The sequence below is a fragment of the Coleofasciculus sp. E1-EBD-02 genome, from assembly GCF_040218245.1.
Taxonomy (GTDB): domain Bacteria; phylum Cyanobacteriota; class Cyanobacteriia; order Cyanobacteriales; family Coleofasciculaceae; genus Coleofasciculus.
The window spans coordinates 71,873-92,286 of record NZ_JAVJQN010000037.1 but is presented as its reverse complement, the minus strand read 5'-3'; the positions used below and the strand labels follow the sequence as shown (position 1 = coordinate 92,286).

The 20,414-nt window shown below is 45.3% G+C and carries 21 protein-coding genes; 12 read left to right on the top strand and 9 right to left on the bottom strand.

The features are described from left to right. Window positions 1–8: 8 nt before the first annotated feature. Window positions 9–1,400, top strand: coding sequence for a pentapeptide repeat-containing protein (locus RIC07_RS06765; protein WP_446393854.1), 1,392 nt, complete (start codon window positions 9–11; stop codon window positions 1,398–1,400). Window positions 1,401–1,442: 42 nt separating this feature from the next. Then, window positions 1,443–2,258, top strand: a complete 816-nt coding sequence (locus RIC07_RS06760) for an SDR family oxidoreductase (RefSeq protein ID WP_446393853.1) — start codon at window positions 1,443–1,445, stop codon at window positions 2,256–2,258. 121 nt (window positions 2,259–2,379) lie between these two features. On the opposite strand, the gene RIC07_RS06755 is transcribed toward RIC07_RS06760, so the two are convergent. Next, window positions 2,380–3,306, bottom strand: a complete 927-nt coding sequence (locus RIC07_RS06755; protein WP_446393852.1) for a Sll0314/Alr1548 family TPR repeat-containing protein — start codon at window positions 3,304–3,306, stop codon at window positions 2,380–2,382. A 128-nt stretch (window positions 3,307–3,434) separates the two neighbouring features. Here RIC07_RS06755 and RIC07_RS06750 point away from each other — a divergent pair, with 128 nt between their 5' ends. After that, window positions 3,435–4,103 (top strand): ABC transporter ATP-binding protein, encoded by a 669-nt coding sequence (locus RIC07_RS06750; RefSeq protein WP_446375966.1) that lies wholly within the window; start codon window positions 3,435–3,437, stop codon window positions 4,101–4,103. 56 nt (window positions 4,104–4,159) lie between these two features. Then, window positions 4,160–4,849, top strand: a complete 690-nt coding sequence (rsmG, locus tag RIC07_RS06745; protein ID WP_446393851.1) for a 16S rRNA (guanine(527)-N(7))-methyltransferase RsmG — start codon at window positions 4,160–4,162, stop codon at window positions 4,847–4,849. Between the two features lie 33 nt (window positions 4,850–4,882). Here the strand turns inward: rsmG and RIC07_RS06740 are convergent, their stop codons facing one another. Beyond that, complete coding sequence (locus tag RIC07_RS06740; protein WP_446393850.1) at window positions 4,883–5,137, bottom strand: hypothetical protein; 255 nt, start codon at window positions 5,135–5,137, stop codon at window positions 4,883–4,885. 348 nt (window positions 5,138–5,485) lie between these two features. Here RIC07_RS06740 and RIC07_RS06735 point away from each other — a divergent pair, with 348 nt between their 5' ends. Further along, the gene (locus RIC07_RS06735; RefSeq protein ID WP_446393849.1) at window positions 5,486–5,929 is read left to right on the top strand and encodes an RNA recognition motif domain-containing protein; all 444 of its coding nucleotides are present in this window, start codon (window positions 5,486–5,488) and stop codon (window positions 5,927–5,929) included. A 276-nt stretch (window positions 5,930–6,205) separates the two neighbouring features. Continuing rightward, complete coding sequence (gene rpiA / locus RIC07_RS06730; protein WP_446393848.1) at window positions 6,206–6,916, top strand: ribose-5-phosphate isomerase RpiA; 711 nt, start codon at window positions 6,206–6,208, stop codon at window positions 6,914–6,916. A gap of 203 nt (window positions 6,917–7,119) precedes the next feature. Here the strand turns inward: rpiA and RIC07_RS06725 are convergent, their stop codons facing one another. From RIC07_RS06725 to RIC07_RS06700, 6 genes are all read right to left on the bottom strand, one after another. Further along, window positions 7,120–7,575 carry an AAA family ATPase gene (locus RIC07_RS06725; protein ID WP_446393847.1) on the bottom strand — a complete coding sequence of 152 codons (456 nt, stop codon included), beginning with the start codon at window positions 7,573–7,575 and terminating at the stop codon, window positions 7,120–7,122. A gap of 150 nt (window positions 7,576–7,725) precedes the next feature. Beyond that, window positions 7,726–8,472, bottom strand: a complete 747-nt coding sequence (locus RIC07_RS06720; protein WP_446375954.1) for a phosphatase PAP2 family protein — start codon at window positions 8,470–8,472, stop codon at window positions 7,726–7,728. Between the two features lie 207 nt (window positions 8,473–8,679). Beyond that, entirely contained in the window at window positions 8,680–9,429 is a 750-nt protein-coding gene (locus tag RIC07_RS06715) for a nucleotidyltransferase domain-containing protein (RefSeq protein WP_446393846.1), read from the bottom strand. A 31-nt stretch (window positions 9,430–9,460) separates the two neighbouring features. Then, a complete protein-coding gene (locus tag RIC07_RS06710; RefSeq protein ID WP_446393845.1) occupies window positions 9,461–10,030 on the bottom strand; it encodes a hypothetical protein in 570 nt (189 codons plus the stop codon). Between the two features lie 167 nt (window positions 10,031–10,197). Further along, on the bottom strand, window positions 10,198–11,133 hold the full coding sequence (locus tag RIC07_RS06705; protein ID WP_446393844.1) for a C69 family dipeptidase: 936 nt from the start codon (window positions 11,131–11,133) through the stop codon (window positions 10,198–10,200). 77 nt (window positions 11,134–11,210) lie between these two features. Beyond that, complete coding sequence (locus RIC07_RS06700; RefSeq protein ID WP_446393843.1) at window positions 11,211–12,128, bottom strand: nucleotidyltransferase domain-containing protein; 918 nt, start codon at window positions 12,126–12,128, stop codon at window positions 11,211–11,213. Between the two features lie 160 nt (window positions 12,129–12,288). Between RIC07_RS06700 and csaB the strand changes: the two genes are divergently transcribed. The 3 genes from csaB to RIC07_RS06685 all read left to right on the top strand — a co-directional run bounded on the left by csaB (window position 12,289) and on the right by RIC07_RS06685 (window position 15,834). Further along, window positions 12,289–13,341 (top strand): polysaccharide pyruvyl transferase CsaB, encoded by a 1,053-nt coding sequence (csaB, locus tag RIC07_RS06695; protein ID WP_446393842.1) that lies wholly within the window; start codon window positions 12,289–12,291, stop codon window positions 13,339–13,341. A gap of 279 nt (window positions 13,342–13,620) precedes the next feature. Further along, a complete protein-coding gene (locus RIC07_RS06690; protein WP_446393841.1) occupies window positions 13,621–14,964 on the top strand; it encodes a hypothetical protein in 1,344 nt (447 codons plus the stop codon). A gap of 18 nt (window positions 14,965–14,982) precedes the next feature. Beyond that, on the top strand, window positions 14,983–15,834 hold the full coding sequence (locus RIC07_RS06685; RefSeq protein WP_446393840.1) for a Cof-type HAD-IIB family hydrolase: 852 nt from the start codon (window positions 14,983–14,985) through the stop codon (window positions 15,832–15,834). A gap of 262 nt (window positions 15,835–16,096) precedes the next feature. Here the strand turns inward: RIC07_RS06685 and RIC07_RS06680 are convergent, their stop codons facing one another. Continuing rightward, window positions 16,097–17,176: a DALR anticodon-binding domain-containing protein gene (locus RIC07_RS06680; protein WP_446393839.1), complete on the bottom strand. Its 1,080-nt coding sequence runs from the start codon at window positions 17,174–17,176 to the stop codon at window positions 16,097–16,099. 110 nt (window positions 17,177–17,286) lie between these two features. Here RIC07_RS06680 and RIC07_RS06675 point away from each other — a divergent pair, with 110 nt between their 5' ends. The 3 genes from RIC07_RS06675 to RIC07_RS06665 all read left to right on the top strand — a co-directional run bounded on the left by RIC07_RS06675 (window position 17,287) and on the right by RIC07_RS06665 (window position 20,337). Next, complete coding sequence (locus RIC07_RS06675) at window positions 17,287–17,994, top strand: Crp/Fnr family transcriptional regulator (RefSeq protein ID WP_446375952.1); 708 nt, start codon at window positions 17,287–17,289, stop codon at window positions 17,992–17,994. 47 nt (window positions 17,995–18,041) lie between these two features. Beyond that, window positions 18,042–18,581 (top strand): Uma2 family endonuclease, encoded by a 540-nt coding sequence (locus RIC07_RS06670; protein WP_446393838.1) that lies wholly within the window; start codon window positions 18,042–18,044, stop codon window positions 18,579–18,581. A gap of 397 nt (window positions 18,582–18,978) precedes the next feature. Continuing rightward, the gene (locus tag RIC07_RS06665; protein ID WP_446393837.1) at window positions 18,979–20,337 is read left to right on the top strand and encodes an AAA family ATPase; all 1,359 of its coding nucleotides are present in this window, start codon (window positions 18,979–18,981) and stop codon (window positions 20,335–20,337) included. The last annotated feature ends 77 nt before the right edge of the window (window positions 20,338–20,414 follow it).

Sequence of the window (20,414 nt, the reverse complement as noted above, 5' to 3'; positions counted from 1 at the left end):
CCCAGACTATGACAGATAATAGCCGCTCCAAAAAGAGGAAGATAACTATTCGCGCATCTCCCCAAGGGGTAGAGAAGGCAGAGAAAGCCTTGATCCGTCTAGGCTTTGAAACAAAAACAAATTTTGCCAAATCTCGGTTTTTATCACGAAGTTCAGTTACAAAATTTTTTAATCGTCAACCTATTCAGGTTGATACCTTTAAGAAAATCTGTAAAGAATTGACCTTGGATTGGGAAGAAACTGCGGAGATTTCAGGAGATGAAACATCTGCTCGTCTAAAGACGTCTGATTGCAGCCGTTCGGAGTCGAATGAGGGGATTAAGGGGGATGAACCGATGCAAAGGCTTAGGCGTCAAGTAACCGTTCTAGACAAGGACAGTCAAGAAACTAAGGTGGTTATTACCTTAGAAGGGGATATCAATTCAGCCCCTAATCTTAAACTTCTAGAATTAGCTCTCAAGACCTATTCGGGACATACTATTAAAATAATTGATATTCAAGCAGGCAGTATTAAATTAGTCGTCGAAGGTTCTCAAGAGGATATCGAAAAACTTTTATTAAATTTTCAATTAGGAGAAATCAAGGAATTAAACGGTTTTCCGGTTGAGGATATTCAAGTTTTGAGTGAAAGCTCAGAGGATGACGAAAACGATAAGTGGCGTTTAGTTGAAGATATTGTCAGGCGAGAGGTTAAGAATCGAAACCTGAGTGATGCCGACTTAAGCGATGCCGACTTAAGCGATGCCGACTTGAGGGGAGCCGACTTGAGTGGAGCCGACTTGAGTGGAGCCGACTTGAGGGGAGCCGACTTGAGGGGAGCCGACTTGAGGGGAGCTGACTTGAGTGGAGCCGACTTGAGGGGAGCCGACTTGAGTGGAGCCAACCTGAGAGATGCAAACCTGAGAGATGCAAACCTGAGAGATGCAAACCTGAGAGATGCAAACCTGAGTGGAGCCAAACTGAGGCGTGCCAACCTGAGGCGTGCCAACCTGAGTAGTGCCGACCTGAGTAGTGCCGACCTGAGTAGTGTCAACCTAAGTGATACAAACCTGAGTGGAGCCGACCTGAGGCGTGCCGACCTGAGTAGTGCCGACCTGAGTAGCGTCAACCTAAGTAATGCCGACCTGAGTAGCGTCAACCTAAGTAATGCCAACCTGAGTAGTGCTGACCTGAGTAGTGCCAACCTGAGGCGTGCTAACCTGAGGCGTGCCAACCTGAGGCGTGCTAACCTGAGTGGTGCTGATCTGAGTGGAGCCAACCTGAGGCGTGCCAAGGTAAATAAGGCTCAGTTTGAAAAAAATCTAGGGCTTACTGAAGAAATGAAACTTGACTTGAAACGACGCGGAGCTATCTTTGAGGACTCTCCAGGCGATCGCTCTGGGGTTTTGAGCCGTCGCTGACTTAAAAGTAGAGTTTTTCAGTAACTTTAGCATTTGGAGTTAATGACATTAACCAATAAAACCTTTATTATTACCGGAGCCTCGGCTGGAATTGGACAAGCGTTAGCGATTAAACTCGCCAAACAAGGGAGCATTTTAGTCCTAGCTGCACGAAATCAGGCGGCGCTGATGAAAACGGCTGACGATTGCTTAAAAGCTGGGGGTCAAGCGATCGCGGTTCCAACAGATGTCACGAACCCAGAAGCCTGTCAACAGTTGATCGAACAGGGAGTGAGTCGATTTGGTGCGATCGCCGGATTGGTGAATAATGCGGGAATCTCTATGTATGCAACCTTTGACACAGTAACGGATTTGTCGTTATTTGAGCAGATTATGCGGGTGAACTATTTGGGTGCAGTGTATTGTACTCACTATGCCTTACCCTATTTGAAAGCTTCTAAAGGGTTATTAGTCGCCATTTCCTCCCTCTGTGGTAAACATGGGGTTCCCACTCGTAGTGGTTATGTCGCCAGTAAACACGCCATGCAAGGCTTTTTTGATACCCTACGGATTGAATTACAGGAGACGGGGGTAGATGTGTTGGTGGTTTCACCGGGATTTGTGGCGACAACAATTCGCGATCGCGTCTTAGGTGGAGACGGTACACCAATACAAGCCAGTTTGCAGGATGAATCGCACCAAGCCATGTCTGTAGAAGACTGCGTGAACCAGATTCTTCAGGCGATGGTACAGCGTCGGCGAGAATTAGTTATGACTCCCAAAGGGCGTTTAGGGTTATGGTTAAAATTAATTGCACCAGCATGGGTTGATTGGATGACAGCTAAAGCCATCAAATCACAGCGTCAGGCAAGTAAGTAGTGGACTGACACAGCTAAAATTGTGGAATAGATTGGGTTCGTAGTGAGGGAACCTGAGCCAACTCCAGCTAGGCGTTATAGCACTAAAGTGCTTACTACAAGCCAGCTCCCCCAGCTTCTCCTCAGTAATTACCAACTCTGGCGCGATTTCGTTCCGCTCGACAATCCCGATCGATATTATCAACCTCTTCTTGCGCTTTACACTGTTCGTAGACAATTTGACCTGTCGAATAATTGGGAAGTTGTTTCCGTTTTTCTAACGCTTTTTTAAAGTAATCTAGGGCTGCTTCAGGTTGATCTTGATGCACTAAAATTTGGGCTTTCAGGTATAAGACTTCGGGATTATCTGGCGTCATTGCCAAAGCGCGTTCGACATAATCCATTGCCTGATTATATTTTTTCAAATCTCGGTAAGCTACAGCTATCCCCCGATACGCCAGATACTTGGGATAACCATGAGTTTCTAACTTGTTAATGGCATCAGCCGGGTCAGCAAAGGGAACATTAACGGCTAACATCAAATCCATGTGACCCGTGAGTAAGTTTAACTCTGGATCAGTGCTATCAATATCTTTGGCGGCGTCTAAATATTGAAAGACTTTCTGGAGTTTACTCAGCGCTCTAACTGGACCTTCTTTCTCAAAGTTATAGGTTCCTTCTAAAAAGTGACCGACGGCGGTGTAAAGATTGCCCCGTAGTGGATCAGATGTGATCAATTGTTCAGCCGTGGTTCGGGTTTTTGTGGCGTAATTATTTAGGGTTTCTAACTCTCGCTCAGTGTACGCGATCGCGGCTAGCATGGCATAGATTAGCGGATCAGTTCCCTCACTCGCTTCAGCTTGCTGGAGGTAGTCCTTGGCGGCTTGATAATCACCCTGTTTGAAAATCGATTCAAATGCCGCTTCCGTATTATCGCCAATATTGCGGGGATTACTGGGACGAAAGGGATCACCTGCTAAACTCGGAGTCACCCAGCAACTGACAACCATAATGGCTGCACCAGCTAAGGCGTTTACAGTTCGTCGCGGGGTTGCCAACCAATAATTCATCGTCTTCACTACCACTAATGTCTGTTAACGTTCGACGTTGGCGGGAATTGGAGGTTCCGTCCGCAATCCTCAGACAATCGATGCCACAATGAAGAAGATCCGACCATCTTTTTGCTCAACGGATTTGGATGCTTTATCTCAAAAATATCACCTATCACCCGCCCGCTACTCCCACCGCTATCTTAAAAGGTCTGACTCTAACCCTGGCACCGCAACAACTCGGACTGATTATCGGTCGGAGTGGGTCGGGTAAAACTACCTTATTGGAAATTCTGGCAGGTTTAGCTCAAGCCACATCGGGGGATATATTCTGGGGTGAACAAGGATTAACTCCTGATCACTTGCAACAACTCGCCGGATTGGTGTTTCAGTTTCCCGAACGCCATTTTTGTGGGAGTACGGTGCTGGAGGAATTGCGAATGGGACACCCAGAATTGGGTTCAGAACGGGTTCAGGAAGCCTTAAGCGAAGTTGGACTGGGTGATATTTCTCTGTATACGTCTCCTCATGCGCTCAGTGGTGGTCAACAACGCCGTTTAGCCTTAGCGGTTCAGTTAATTCGCCAACCGACAGTATTGATGTTAGACGAACCAACGGCGGGACTGGATTGGTCAATGCGCCGCCAGTTAGCCAGTTTGCTCCTAAAACTTAAGTCCCATTGGACATTACTGGTGGTGACTCACGATGCAGGGGAGTTGTTGCAAATTGCTGACTCCTGTTGGACAATCCAACAGGGTGAACTGAACTCGGTTGACCCGACGAGTCTGGGACAAAAGGCGGCGGTTACGAGTCATTAGTCATTAGTCATTAGTCATTCGTCCTTTGTCATTCGTCCTTCGTGGACATGATACTAATGAACGATCAACAATTGCTCCCGAAAATGGTTGAGGTTTGGCAAGAAACCTTAAATTGGCAACCTACCGAGAGTCAGCAACGGCAGTTTCAGCGCCTGTATGCTGAAATTTTGGCAGGGAATCGCCAGTTGAATTTAACCCGCATCACCCAACCGGATGATTTTTGGGAGAAGCATTTATGGGATTCACTGCGAGGTGTGGCTTCGTTGTTGTCAGAGGATGAGAAACCGCTCAATATTATTGATATTGGTACGGGTGCAGGATTTCCGGGATTGCCTGTCGCGATCGCACTTCCCTCAAGTTCGGTAACATTACTCGATTCGACACGCAAGAAAATTACCTTTCTCGATTCCCTGATTCCCCAGTTAGCCATCCCTAATGCTACAACTGTACTGGGTCGGGCGGAAAAAGTTGGACAACACCGTCAGCATCACCAACACTATGACATCGCCCTGGTTCGGGCTGTGGGTTCGGCATCGGCTTGTGCGGACTATGCGTTACCCTTCCTGAAGCCGGGAGGGTTAGGGATTTTGTATCGAGGACATTGGAGTGACGATCAAACCGATGAGTTGAAGGGGAAGGTTGAACCATTAGGCGGCGCGATCGCATCGGTTGAATCCTTTACCACACCCCTATCCCATAGCATCCGCCACTGTTTGTACTTACGAGTCCCCATACTGCTCGGATAAATCCTCAAGTCCTCATTTACAGCGGTTTTCAAATTAGTATACTACAGACCCTAATTGAGCAGAGAGGCAAGTAGCTATAATTTTGTATTCCATAAACCTGAAAAGTGCTGTAATTTCTTCTCTCCCAGCTTCCCCAGCTTCCCCAGCTTCCCCAGCTCCCCCAGCTTCCCCAGCTTCCCCAGCTTCCCCAGCTTCCCCAGCTTCCCCAGCTTCCCCAGCTTCCCCAGCTTCCCCAGCTTCCCCAGCTTTCCCAGCTTCACCGCATTGACAAGCGGCTAAATCACTCACATCTGGTAAAAGACCCCAATCTTTCTGATATACTAGCTTGCCTGCGGCAACTCGTGTTAGGTTAACAATAGTGTAAATATTCTGTAATAATTAGAGTTACGAGCCAAAGCATTAGCTTCAAACCTGATATGACGACCCGGAGTTCACAAAGGGGTCGTAGCTAAACCGTGTAAATGGTCAAAAGAGTTTGATTTTACTACATCAGTCTGTGCTGTTGAGGTTGGTCAGGATCAGTGGAAAATTATCTGGACGTAGAAATCGTTCATTCCTTTTCTCTATCCTGTTTCAATCCAATTGCTGGTGTATGCTCATGGATTTAAATTTCAATCACATCTGGAGGTATCCTTCATGTCCGTTCGTCTTTACGTTGGCAACCTGCCAAAAGAACCCGTTGATCGCGATGAACTGCAAGCCATTTTTGCCGAAGCCAGTCCATCGGTTTCCACCAAAGTGATTAAAGATCGCAAAACGGGGAAATGTCGCGGATTTGGTTTTGTCACCGTTCCCAATGATGAGTTGGCTGAGCAAATTATTGAGAAATTCAACGGTCACGTCTTTAAAGACAGCGCCTTGAAAATCGAAAAAGCCCAGCCCAAGTCAAAAAGTTCCAATGAGGAGGAATCTCGCCCATCTGGGGGTGGTGGTAGTGCCTCTGGACGTCGGGGAGGGGGTAAAAAATCCAAACGGAATACTCCAACACCCGATTCGGGTTCAGTTCAACCTGACCCCCGGTGGGCGGATGATTTGGCAAAACTCAAGGAACTTTTATCGGCGCAACCGAATAATTCCTAGAGTTGCTCTAAATCAAAAGCCAAACCCACTGAACTCGTCTAGCGACAAAGTTAGACAACCCGCGCTAACCGTAGGACACGGTAAACGCAGTGTTTTCTGCTGCCAATTTGCCGTGTCCGTCTTTGTTGCCAACTTTCAGGCAATGATGATCGCTAAAGACCGACCGACAATGATACCCTTACTTCTGGGGTGACATTCTGAAATCTGGGCATCGTTAACCCAACGATGACATAAGCCCCATCCCCAGTAATTCATAACCAAGAAGGACATTTTAGTATGAGTGCAGAAACTGACCCCGTTAAGGTGATGAAGCAAGAAGTCGGTAAAGCAGCGGCTGAACGGGTGCAATCCGGGACAATTGTTGGCTTAGGTACAGGCTCAACCACGGCGTATGCGATTCAGTATATCGGCGATCGCATCAAAAAAGGTGATCTGAAAGATATCAAGGGAATTCCCACCTCATTTCAGGCAGAAGTGTTAGCTAAAGAGCATGGTATTCCCTTAACTAGCTTAGATGCGGTGGATCATATTGATGTTGCCATTGATGGTGCAGATGAAGTTGATCCGCAAAAGAATTTGATTAAAGGTGGTGGTGCCGCCCATACTCGTGAGAAAGTGGTAGATTCTCTCGCCAATCAATTTATTGTGGTAGTTGATAGTGGTAAGCTAGTTGAGCGGCTGGGTTCCACGTTTAAACTGCCAGTAGAAGTGATTCCTATGGCGTATGCCCCGGTGATGCGGGCGATCGAGAAATTGGGGGGCAAACCGGAATTACGGATGGGGGTCAAGAAAGCGGGACCCGTGGTAACCGATCAGGGCAATATGGTGATTGATGTTACCTTTGATTCTATGGATAACCCAGGTGAATTAGAAAAGACGATTAATAATATTCCTGGTGTTTTAGAGAATGGTTTATTTGTCGGTGTGGCTAATGTGGTGCTAGTCGGTGAAGTGAAAGATGGTAAACCGCTAGTACGCGAGATGTAATCGGTTATCCATTTAGTTGGATTGTAGGGTGGGCAAGACTATAAACATTGAAATGCTGATGTTATAGTTCGTTGCTCTTGCCCACCAAGCGAGGAACTGTAATTTAGTAGTATGGTTAAGTTGGGTTAATATATCTGACTTTTCACGGCATATAATAATTTTGACCGAACGTCCAAATCTGCTGTAACACAAGTTGACTATTGCTATCCCTTGCTGTATTGATTCCACTCTTTGACGATAAACGAATAATTTGCCCCCATTTTCACATAATAAAGCGCATCAAACCCTTCATCCCAGCGCGGTAAAATCAGCTTTTTATGCGTTGCTAAAATTCCTGGTACAGGAATCACCTGTTTGCCTTGGCGTTGAGCATTCCGTCGCTTACAATCCTCTACAACCGATTGAAAATAATACCCCACCACCCGAAATCTCTTGTCCTTCGCAGGTAGGATATAACGCGCCCTATCTGCCGGAGTCGGATTCGTGTTATCCACAACAAACCGCTGTTGAGCATTGAGACAAGCTTGAACCAGAATCGCTTCCCGATGCCGAGTTTTGAGCATATCCAAGTTAATCCGGATATGACTATTATAAAAGCGATCGCGGCAAAATGATGATTTCCCTGACGCCTGAATTCCGATTAAGATAACCGCTTCCATAGTGGTTTTGCTTTATTGCGGCGACAACTCCATAACCCTTAAATTGAAGGGTACTGAAATTTTGGCTGGTGGGCAATGCCCACTCTACTGGCTAAGGTATATCAAGGATTTCGGTGATATAAAATTATTGAGCGTACCATTGTCTTTAAATTAGGATGAGAGTGACGGCGGTGATTTTTTACGGTGTTGGTGATAGTATCGGTAAACCTCAAGGTTTAACAAACAAGCCATCAGCCAGGTTAATCCTGCCGCTTGTCCAGCGACAATATCTGTGGGCCAATGAATACCCAGATAAAGCCGACTGAAGCCAATTAAAGCAATCAAGGCAATAAGTAGACTAACAATCCACCACCGCCAACGGCGAAAGTGGCGGGCTAGCAAATAGGCAATAAAACCGTAGATAACCAGTGATAACATGGCATGACCACTAGGGAAACTGGAGGTATTGGGTTCACTCCTAGTCATTTCCCAGAGTTGAGGGCGTTGACGGTCAAATAACTGTTTAATTAACAGGTTTAATCCGGTTCCGCCAATAGCAGTAATCGCTAAAGCGGTAAAATAAACGCGCTGTTGTCGCGCCCAAAATATTGCCCCTAAAATTAGACAAATTAGAGTAACAACCACGGTTCCGCCAATAATCGAAGCCCCCCGCATCACCCAATCTAGCAGCGGCGAATGGAGTCGTTCTACCAGCAACATGAGCGTTTTGTCAATTGCCTGGGTTTGATCTTCTAATACCTCATCTGCAATTTCTAGAAACACCCAAAGCCCCGCAACTGTGAGGATTACCCCTAAAATCGGGATAATAGCCAGCTTCCAGAATAGAGGCTTATTTGCTTGCGATCGCCAAATCTGGATGATAGATGCAATGATTTGGCTTAATTTTTCCTTGAACACCGTTCATTTCCTATCTTATAAAGAAGTTATATTAATCATTCAATTAGAGTATCACCAATAACTGCTCAATCAAACCTGCTTTTCCTAAAATAAGTAATAGTGTAGGGGCAGGTTTAGCCATTTAATTAGGATATCACCGATAACTAGTCAACAAAACCTGCCCTTTCCCAAGACATCATCTCTCAACCTCAGTGGTATTAGTGGATGTCAAAGATAATTTAAGCGTAACCGAATCAGCATGTCATTCAACGCCTCTTTTGCTGATGGTGTGGCGGGTAGTTCACTCGACTGACTTGCTTGTTCTAATTCCTCATACAGCCGTTCGTATTCTCCCCGATAAAATCCTAAATCTCCCTCTTCTATCGGAGATTTTTCCGCACTGGTTAATTTCTGGGTAATTAAATCGGAAATATAGGATAATCCCAATTCTTCATTCAATTTGAGCAAATTGGCTTCCACTTCACCCGTTTTCATTAAATGAATACCCGTGAGTAAAACCCGATAGACATAAAGCAAAGGCTTAATACGACGCGGACATTCTTTGCCAAACAGTCGCCATTGAGTTCGGGCAAAACCCAAGTAGTGATGGCTGTGGTGACGGGTGATGCACCCTTTCGCGATCGCTTTTAATTCTTGATGTTCTGGAGTGGTATGAACAATTAGGGGAGAGTACAATTGCTCTAAGACATATCCATTCTTTTTTAGAAGCAGAGAAAAGAACTTTTTGATATCGTGAGTGACTAAATCTAGTTCTAATTTATCTCGAATTTCGGCAACTTCAATTGTCTCACGTCCAGTTTCTAGTCCAACGACGTCTTGTATTGGTAAAATGTGACTGCCGCGCAAATCGTAATCCGAATCGGGTGAGGGAAAGCCGTATAAATGCGCCCCGCTAATGGTGACAAATAATAGCGGATACGGCTGTTCGATAAGAGCGTCAAGTAAATAGTTTCTCATACCTAATCTTTATTACTATTGAAGCTTTCATTCAAATTAATATATCCTGAGTCAATGTTACCTCTCGCTTCAACAGGTCAATTATGCTAACTTGATTTTGGTTGTCTTTTCGGTAGATGACAATAAGTTGCTGTGCGTTTTTCAGGGTAAGACCGAGAATGATCTGAATTCCTGGAATCAATTCTGTATAATTTTTACCACTCACATCAGACATCGCCAGATTGGTAATATCCTTAGGGGAGAGTTGTTTATCACTGTTAGTATATTGGTTGACAACTAAATACAACAACCATCTAATTGTCTGAGACTTTTCGTCACATCTGAGTTCCGGTTTTACTCCATACGGTGCGTTCTCAACTACACCCGTTTCAGTCAATTGAGTTGTTTGCTTAATTAAGTAGTCGTTGGTGGGTAATAGCTTAGTAAATGTAACTGTTTCTTTGTTAAAAAAAATGTAATTATGCGTATTGCTTTGATACCCTATTTTAGAAAATCCACTTTGTTTTTGAGGTTCACTTTGAAGCGGAGCCATCATAAATGAAGTTCCGGATAGGGATTTAAATTTACTTAAGATTAGCTCGAACTTGGGATTTTGTGACATAGGGTTGGAGGGATATAATTTTGACAAAAAACCGAATTTCCAAGAAGACAACAAGCAACAGCTTATCGAGAATAATCCTATCATCAATTTTTTTTACTCCTTATCGTGTTGAGTATAAGCTGTACGGCAATTTAGCATTATTTGTCTGGTTATTCTGTAAAATCTTACTATACCGACACTGAATCGACTAAAAAACGCTTTTGTTGATAAGTTTGCTGACAGGGAAATGGCTGTTCAATAAACCAGTGTTTACAGCCATCTGGCGACAGAGACGAAACTTGACTTCCGGCACTTTCAAACGCACCGTGCATACAAATATTCCCCTTGTGTTCTCGTAAAATTGATTGTGCTGTCTGAATCGAAAATTTGCCTTGATTAACTTGACATAAATGTCTGACTCGCCCTTCTCTGGAATCAATGGATAGGGATTCTGAATATCCTCCTTCCGAAAAAATGCTGGCGAAATCAAAATCATCGTCTCCAGTACACCATCCCCGATTCACCGCATAGTTAATTATCTCTGGATGGCGCAAATTACCTGAATTCCGAATACTGAGATTATTAGAAATTGAGCGGGTTCCTTGTTGTACTCGTTCAGCTACCCAATACTCGCCGGCGGTTTCTAATACCCAGGCGTCTTGGTAGTCTGCTAAAATAAATGAGTTATGATAATTCATAGCAAAGTTTTCGGCACAATTTCCTCCTTGTCCATATTCTTTTAGCAGTGAGGTAATTACATAAAGCGCATCTAACGCTGTTTTGCCGCGTTCTAAGCCTAAGCGGACTAAATCCATGCCCAGCAAACCTTTGGTTTTATAGGGTTCAACTGTCCAAACGGCTTCATTGCCAATTACAACGCCACATTCATTTGCTCCCATTTCTGCACCCCACATCCATCGGGGTTTGGAGAGGATTACGGCTAGGGTTTTGTTGACTTGGGGAATTGAAATATAAGTGCATTCAACTGTCGTGTTTGAGTTGTAGTTTTTGGCGGGAATGACGACAACATCTTGAATTTCACCCTGGGGGCGATCGCTATTTTTGCCGAAAATGATATCGCCGTTGACTGTTGAGTTGGGTAAGGCAACAAATGTATCACACATGAGGTTTATTTGCAATTTGTTTTTCTAAATAGGTTAGTGGTGTAGAGACGTAGCATGCTACGTCTCTACAAGCGCAACTACGAGCGGCTCCGCCGTGCTTTTATTAAGAAGGTGTTGGCTTTTTCATAATCCGGACGTTCGGGTAATGATGTTTTTCTCAATGCTTGATCAAACTGATGATGCAACGCTAACCGCCAAGCGTTTACTTCCTCCCATGCCATGTCTCCCTGGCGAATCGCTAGCAATTGTTGTCGATAGTCCTCAACTTTAACCGGAACAAAGCCGTCTTTGAGGATGGTAATCCCTGATAATAACAACCGGATCAGATGCATGGCGTGTTTTAAGCGAATTTTTCCTTTGGTGCGGAGATCTTGCTCCATTTTTTTGAATTGGGACATGACATAACCGTTGTAGGTTTGATAGACTAATTTCGAGAGAAACATTTCTCGCTGATCTAGCAGATCTTTGGCGATGGGGGTGGCTGTCTCGATTAAGGGTGTATACAAGCATTCTAAAACATTGGGATTGGCTTTAAGCGCTAAGATTAAAAACTTTTGGAGTTCCCAATAACATTCCTGGTTTTCCTGATTTTCTAATTGTTCGGGAATGCCGTAAAGTGACCAGTGAATCTCAGCCGGGGGTAAGTAAATCCCGCGACGGTCAATATCTGAGGTTTCCTGATCTAACCCAAACGCCCTAGACCCGACAATACAACGATAGATGACATACTCATATAAATTGTAATCACTCAGGCTATCGGCGGCTTGCTGTAATCCTTCGCTTTGAAAATGTTTACGGATACTAAATTCCTGTCGATTTAGGGTGATTTCAACGTTGTTCGGTAAACGGATACGATACGCATGGGAATTATCAGTTGGCGATTTGACGATAACACCAACAGCACCGCTTACACATAAGGGTTCATTGGCAGAATTTTTTACCTCGACACGACTGACAATTTGTGTACCAACGGGCAGGATTAAGTTAGGATTCATGGATCACTCTATACGCTGTCATGCATTTAAATTGAGTATAGGTAGTGAGCAAGATGCTCACAGGACAAGGATTTTTCTGAGAACCGTCTGCGATCTGCCTTTGACACAGCGATCGCGGATTGTCCTAAACTGATACCAAACACCGATCACAAATCAGGGCATGGGGCAGAAACGGGCAATAGTATGCGGATATTATGGCAAAGGCAATGGGGGTGATGAGGCGTTACTGGCGTCGTTGCTACAAATGCTGCCTAAATCGATAACACCACTGGTGCTTTCAGGTAATCCGAACCAAACACGTAAACGCTATGGGGTAGAAACCTGCGATCGCACCTCGGCGTTCCGCGTCTTGCAAGCCTTTAACCAAGCCGATAGTTTTATCTGGGGAGGTGGCAGTTTAATCCAAGATGCCACCAGTGCCATGAGTCCAGTGTACTACAGTGGTTTAATGGGATTAGCTCAACAGCAGGGCTTAAAAACCATTGCCTGGGCGCAGGGAATTGGTCCCTTGCAGCGTCCTCTAACGCGCTGGATGGCACGACAATGTTTTCAGGGGTGTACAGGCGTCAGTGTCCGCGATCGCGCCTCAGCCGCCCTCCTAGCTGATTGGCAAGTTCCGTTTCAGGTTGCCCCTGATCCAGTTTGGGCATTAGACTCAATCCCAGTCCCCGGCTTATGGGATTTGCCGGCACCGAGAGTCGCCGTCACCTTGCGATCGCACCCCCATCTTACCCAAGAGCGTCTCGCCAACCTTACCCAGGCTCTGATCGCCTTTCAAAGAGCCACCAAAACCTGTATACTACTTGTGCCATTTCAGGCATCTCAAGATCTGAGCATCGCCCAATCCATTGCCTCCCAGCTTCCGGATACCCATCAGATTTTTCAGCTCGATGAACCCCAACAATTAAAAGGATTGTTTCGGGGAGTAGAAATGGCAATTGGGATGCGCTACCACAGTCTGATTATGGCAGCAGCCCACGACTGTCGCTGTTTTGCCCTAAGCTATGATCCGAAGGTTGATTCCCTCATGGCAGAACTCGACTTGCCGGGATGGACGTTAACCGATATACCCGATGACCCAAACGCGATCGCGCATACCTGGATCGATTACTATGCCAATGGTAATCCCAACAGCCGCGATCAAATCCAATCCTTAATGGATCGGGCGTTGATGCATCAAGCTTTGTTGGTCGATATCCTCGTCAAGGAGTGATGAAGAAGGCGGAGGAGCGGAGGAGCGGAGGGAATTTATGCCGATGCTCTTATCACTCGTCTTCGGCGGTTCTTAAATTCTCCCAGCACAATTTGTAATCTGGCGAGTTTTATGCCTTACTTTGGAAAGGAGTCACAAACAAGGGAATATTAACTCACCCTGACTCCGATCTATACCTAGACTTAAAACACAAGATACTGGTTTATATCAATAACAACTTAAAATTTATAACCCCTAATTCATAATTAGGTTGATTTGTGACCCTCTGGATGAAGAGCTATGAGTGATTCTGACACCCCCAATAAAGAGCCTCTCCCGGAGTCCAGTGAATGGACAGATGAGAGTGCTGAACCCAACCCCGATGAGCAAGAGAATCCTGCATCTCAGACGCTGATCAACCTGTTTCAGATAGCTGACATGAATGAGGATGAACCCCAGCCGGATGTGGAAATCGACCAAACCGTCGAGTCAGACTCCACACTCAATGTTGAGGCAGAAACAAGCTATCCTGAATCACTCCCCACCCTGGCAGAATCTCGCAACAAAGACGCCGATTGGTTTGCCCTTGCCCAAAAAATGCGCCAGCGCAATCGCCGCTTGCTGGAACAAATTGCCCAACTACAGAACGCCCTGAGTGAAAAACAGGATGCCTTAAACGCCGAGATGGTGCGATCGCAAGAGCAGGATAGTCTGATTGTCCGCCAAGGCGAGGAACTTAACACGCTGCAAGAGCAATTAACTCGTCTCTTCCATACTCTAGAATCCTCCCATCAAGCCGCCACTCGTCAGCAAATTCTGATTGAAACCTTATCCGAGCAATTACAAAGCTCTCAAGAACGAGTCGCCCAACTAGAACGGGAATGCGCCCTCACCCAGCAACGGAATAACGAACAATCCCATCAATTAGTGCAATCTGCCAATACCTGTCGAGAACTGAAAACCCGCTTACACCGACAACAACAGCAAACCTTACAATTCAAAGTCGCCCTGGAAAAATGTCTGGAAATGCCGAATCGTCAGATAAGTGAAGCCCAACCTAGCCGCCCAAAACGAGATGCAGGCGGTGTTGTTCCCAAAGCCCAACCCATCCAACCTTGGTCCGCTCAACAGGATTTCCTCGCCGACGAATCCTCAATGGATACCGAACCTCTCTGGAATCGTCCCCTCCAGCTTGATTCATTATTGGCGACGTCTACTGATATCGAGGACGTTACTGAACCCTCGGAGTCTTACCCATCAACAACGCCAACCGACTCAACTGTTACTCCGATTTCAGGCAGTACGGCGGCGGAGTTAGAAGCCGAGCGACAACTTCTGGCGGAAATGAACTCCCTGGCGCAAGCTTCAGGATTATCAGAAGTGGCATACGATTTAACTCAGGAGCCAAACCCGTGGATGCTCGAAGCTGGAACTGACGCCGAAACGGTTGATGAATCCGGATTCTCCTCAGCAGAGACATCAGAGACTGAACAATCGGAAGATGAATGGAATGAAGAGAATGAGGTGACTCTCCCCCAACCCAATTGGCCCTCACCTGTGGTTTATCCCCTACGACGCCCGAAAAAAATTAAGTCATTGTCATCAATTGAGTTACCGAGTTTTCCCCGGTATCGCCCGGTATAAATAAACACTATAAAACAAATGTCCCAATCCTTAAAGCCTCAAGAGCGATATAGCCTGGACATTAAATTACTGGTTCTGGATATTGATGGCACGATCGCGGGTGAATCCAACACGATTACAGAACCTGTAAAGCAAGCCATTCGTCGGGTACAAGCAAAGGGAATTCAAGTGGCGATCGCAACCGGGCGCATGTACTGTTCTGCCTTACGCTTCCATCGGGATATCGGTTCTACCCTACCGATTCTGGCGTATCAAGGCGCCTGGATTCAAGATCCCGGCACAGAGACAATTCACCGCCATTTATCCGTCTCCCGTGCTAGGGCTGAACAATTATTGGATTATTTTGAGAGTGACATGCTGCGATCGCAGCTTTCGGTTCATTTCTATATCAATGATCAATTGTATGTCCGGGAAATGACCCCCGAAACCCAGCGCTATGCTCAACGGGCGGATATTCAACCCCTATCAGTAGGTGACTTGCGTCAGGTACTCACCAACGAACCCACCAAGGTATTAGCCCTCTGTCAGGATACAACGGTTATCGACCAATTATTCAGCCGATTGCGTCAGAAGTACACCCCTGCTGAACTTTACCTGACTAAATCAGTCGCCACCTTCTTTGAAGCAACCAATCCCCTCGTCAACAAAGGAGAAGCCGTGCGCTACCTAGCCGAAGACGTGCTGGGACTATCTGCCAAAAATATTATGGCAATTGGCGATAACTTTAACGATATCGAAATGTTAGACTATGCCGGGTTTGGCGTCGCCATGGGCAATGCGCCTCTAGAAGTTCAGGCGATCGCGCAGTGGGTGGCGCCCTCTGTTGAACAAGATGGCGTAGCCACAGCCCTTGAAGCGCTCATTCTATAAAATTTAGCTCGATCAGAAAGGGAACCGACGACTGTCCGTGTTTCGTCTCGGTTCCCTCGCTGGTTCGCTCCTCACACATTCAGAATCATACCGGAATAAGTAGAAAATGTCACGCCTCGTAAGAAAAGTTGTTTTTCTATGCTCCTAGAATAAAAAAACCTTTCCTTTCACCTATACCCAATTCTTCATCTCCCCCAGCTCCCAGACGTGCCATGGCACGTCTCTACATTGGCTCCCCCAGATTCCCCAGCTCCCCCAGCACCTACAACGCTCTAGGAGCAGATACACCCAATTTTTCCAGGAGCGATCGCAACACCACCTGCGTAACCCCGATTAACCCCAATCTCGCCTGAGCCAAGGGCAAATCATGAATCTTCACCTCTCCCCAAATTCGGCAGGATTTGTAAAATTGCTCATAAGCCTCACTGACAGCCAATCCTTGTTTAACCCAACGCTGACAATCGGAAGCACTCATCACATCTAACAGATCGAAAAGCTGGACAATCAAATCCCATTCAGCAGGATGGTTTGTACGTAGGCGTACCGACTCCCTATCGGAGTCTCCTGTATCCTGGAGCCAAGGAATTGGATTTGGGGACATGATCGTAATTGGGGATTGGTGAGTGGTGACTGAAAACAATTCCTCCTTATCTTCCCCAGCTTCCCCAGCTCCCCCATCTCCCCCAGCTCCCCCAGCTCCCCCAGCTTCCCCATCTCCCCCATCTCCCCCAGCTTCCCCAGCTCCCCCATCTCCCCCAGCTCCCCTATCTTCCCCATCTCCCACATCTTCCCCCCCTCCTGTATCGGTGATCTCAATCAATCCCTGTTCGTCAGCCAAGTGTAAAAGCGAACAGCAACGAGCATGAACATATTGAATGGGAAAAAGCTGATCAGAATCCGGCTGATTGTGTTGAGAGTTTTCTCGGTTTCCTCTTCCTTCTTTTGGGTGAAATTTCTCGTTTAAGTCATTTGGGAACACTGATGGAAAATAGGGTATTTTAAAGCATTCTTGTAAGTAAGTAGCCAAAGCGCGATCGCCAAGTCCCAAAAGAATCCAGCCCGGAGGCAATACTTCAACGGTAAAATTGATACCAATCGCGTCAGCAGACTCTTGAGAAAGCGTTAGCAAAGCTTCGGTAAGCTGATCAGCGATGTCTAAGGGAGTCTGTTGCCAAGCCGAAGATAACTTAAGTGCGATCGCTGACCGATAGCATACATAATTAGAAATAGAGATACGGTGTAAAGGTACAGTATTCGGTGTAAACTGAGCCGCTATGGGTAAGGTGTTGATTCTGCCAATTGCCTGCCAAAGCTGTCGTTGCAACTGAGATTTTATACTCACATCTTTACTGAACGACTTTACCGTAAAAATTCGGTAGTTAGATGTATTTTTAGCTACTTTAAACTCCATGTACACTGAGAGACAAATGGGATCTCCATCCTAATCGATCTATGAATTTCCAACCCTCAACCTCAGACCCATCCCGACCATTCTTAACCTGGCAACGGATTCTGGATTGGGCGCAGGAACACTACCGCGATCGAACGTTTAGCAAAGATGAGCGAATTCCCACTCGTTCAGGGTTGCTGTATCTCGTGCAGCGAGGCACAGTACGCCTAATGGGTACCACTCAACTGAGTTCCCATGACTCAACAGACGGATCATTACCCCCAATTTTAGAAGAAGCCTTTTTAGGATTTGTCAGTGCAGGTCAACCGTTTGAAATTGTCGTCCAATCGCCCTTTACTCTGTCCGCCTACTCTCATATTGACCAAACCTCAGTTCTCTGGATGTATTGGCATGAGCTAGACAATTGGCCCCACTTCCGGCGTGAGGTTTTTAATGCGTTCCACTATCAACATCAGCGTAAACTCCTATGGTTAAGCACATTAGGACAACGCAAAACTATTGATCGCCTGTTCGGATTACTCACTCTAATCATTGAAGAATTTGGCGAACCGACACCCGATGGTTACTGTTTGCCATTTCCTTTAACTCACGGGCAAATTGGTAGTGCGATTGGTGCGACTCGCGTCACTGTAACTCGCTTAATGGGAAAATTACGTAAGAAGGGATTGATTAGCACCTACGGGGATAATTTAATTTGCTTACCCATGCAATCTTATGATTTTGATTCCGATGGTTCAAAATCCAGCTAATCGATGCTTTGTTATCGTATCAAAACTAAAGAGTTGAGGATATAGCTATGGTCATAGCCACGAATGTAACTGATAATTTTTCTCTAGACGACTTTATAGCTAATCCTCCCGATCATACAGAGTGGGTAAATGGGCAATTAATTGAAAAAACGGGAATAACAATAAAACATAGTCGAATTCAATCGAGGTTAGATGGTTACTGGGGAAATTACATCAGCGAGTCGGGACAAGGCGGTGAACCTTACGTCGAACTTCCTTGTCGCACATTGCGTCAGGGGCGTCGTCCAGATGTATCTTATTTAACATCCCAATTGTTGGATCAATATAGTGATGTAGCTGTATTACCCCAAAGCCCCCCTCTGATTGCCGAAATTGCCTCACCGACAGATACAGCCGAGGACTTATTTGCCAAAGCGACGGAGTATTTAGAGTCAGGGTGTGAAGAAGTGTGGTTAGTATTTCCGGAGACTCGTTGGATTTTAGTGATCACTCAGAATCAGACATTAGCATTTCGTTCCGGTGACATAGTGAGTACCCAGGTTGTGCTAACCGGGTTTAGCATAGCCGTCGATGAATTGTTAGCCTAAAGTTCGTAGTTGCGCTCGTAGTTGCGCTCGTAGTTGCGCTTTAGCGCCATAAAAGCCGATATCCCTTACCACTAGCGTGACACAGCTAAAATGATGGAATCGATTTTACCATTGAACGCGCACAACCTGCGCCCCTACAATTTTGGGGCTAATGGTTAATTCATCAAATAAGGTATGCCACGTCACTACAAGCTTGAATAAGATCATTATGTAGTCGGACAAAAGAAAACGGTACTATATCAAGTTTTGTAAATCACACTCAAACCCTTACTGTTCCCTGTTCCCTGTTCCCTGTTCCCTAATCTCGACCGTTAACTTTAATTGTGTCCACCCACTTATGTAGTGATTGACGACAAATTTTATACATTCCTGCAAACCTAAACCTGAGAACCAGTCCATGAAAATAAGTAAAATAATCATCAAGGGCTTTCAACAGTTCAATAATTTCCAGTTGGATTTGGTAAACCCCAAGACAGGTAAACCCCTAGATAAAATATGCTTGATTGGTACGAATGGAACCGGAAAAACAACAATTTTGGAGAAAATAATCAACTCAGTAAATAAGTTTAATGGTCATGAAAAAAAGCCACAGCCACTGAAAAATATGCCATTGTTTGCTGTAAAATTTTCTGCCTCGTCTGGAGATTTTTTTGCTTGCCATCCTCCCTATAGCGGTTCTGGTTGGTATGGTGCTCCAATAGTCTACTATAATGCTGATGTCGAACAGACTGACGAATGGCATCGGTTTGTCACTGATCCAACTCAAAAAACCGTACCACCGGACTTCTGCGGACAACACTACATTTCCAGCCAGCCCGTTCCCTCGTTTACCAACAAGAAAGATTTAATTATTCATGTACCAGCCGATCGGTCATTGCTTTTACAGAAAGGAGATTTACCTGTAACAACACTTGACGAAGCTTTAAAGCTATTCCAAAATTTTCCAGTTTATCAGTTTATCTCTATGGAAAATGCCGGAGAGTTTTGGAAACTATTAATTTATCTGGTTAAAAAACGGGAGAGTGATTACCTAGCTCATTTAAAGAAACCTGACAATAAAAAGAAAACGATTGAAGAGGTTGAGGCGGAATTTAAAAAAAATCATCCGGATATTCTCCAAGAAATTGGTAACTTATGGAATCAAATACTAGACAAGCCAGGACTATTCTTCGATATTGAAGAAGCAGAAATTCCTGTACAACTCAACGAAAATCTTCAGGCGTATGTGAAAGTTAAAAGTTCCGGGCAAGCCTTACCCTACAACAGCCTCAGTAGTGGGATTCGCAACTATATATTCAAGTTAGGGCATATTAAAACATTGTACTTCCAACGTCATATAGAACGAGGTTTTCTATTGGTTGATGAACCCGAAAATAGTTTATATCCGGATCTGCTTTATGACCTAATTGAGCAATATCTCTCAATTATCCAAAACACACAGTTCTTTGTCGCTACCCATAATCCAATTATCGCCGCTCAGTTTGAACCTTATGAGCGAATCCACCTAGATTTTGATGAGCAAGGGTTTGTCACCGCTACACCGGGCGTTACTCCGATTGGAGATGACCCCAATGATTTGTTAATTAAAGATTTTCATGTACGCAGCATCTACGGAAAACAAGGACTACAAAAATGGGAACGATTTCTGGAACTACAGCGATTAATTCACTCAACTAGCGACATAAATCGCCAACAGGAGTTGATTACTGAATATCTAGAAATCGGAAACGCCTATAACTTTGATCCATCCAAATGAGATATCTGAGAAAGTCAGCGCAGTCAAAGATAATTTCTAATCAGTGGCAGTATTCAAATCAAAGGGATAGAACCAAG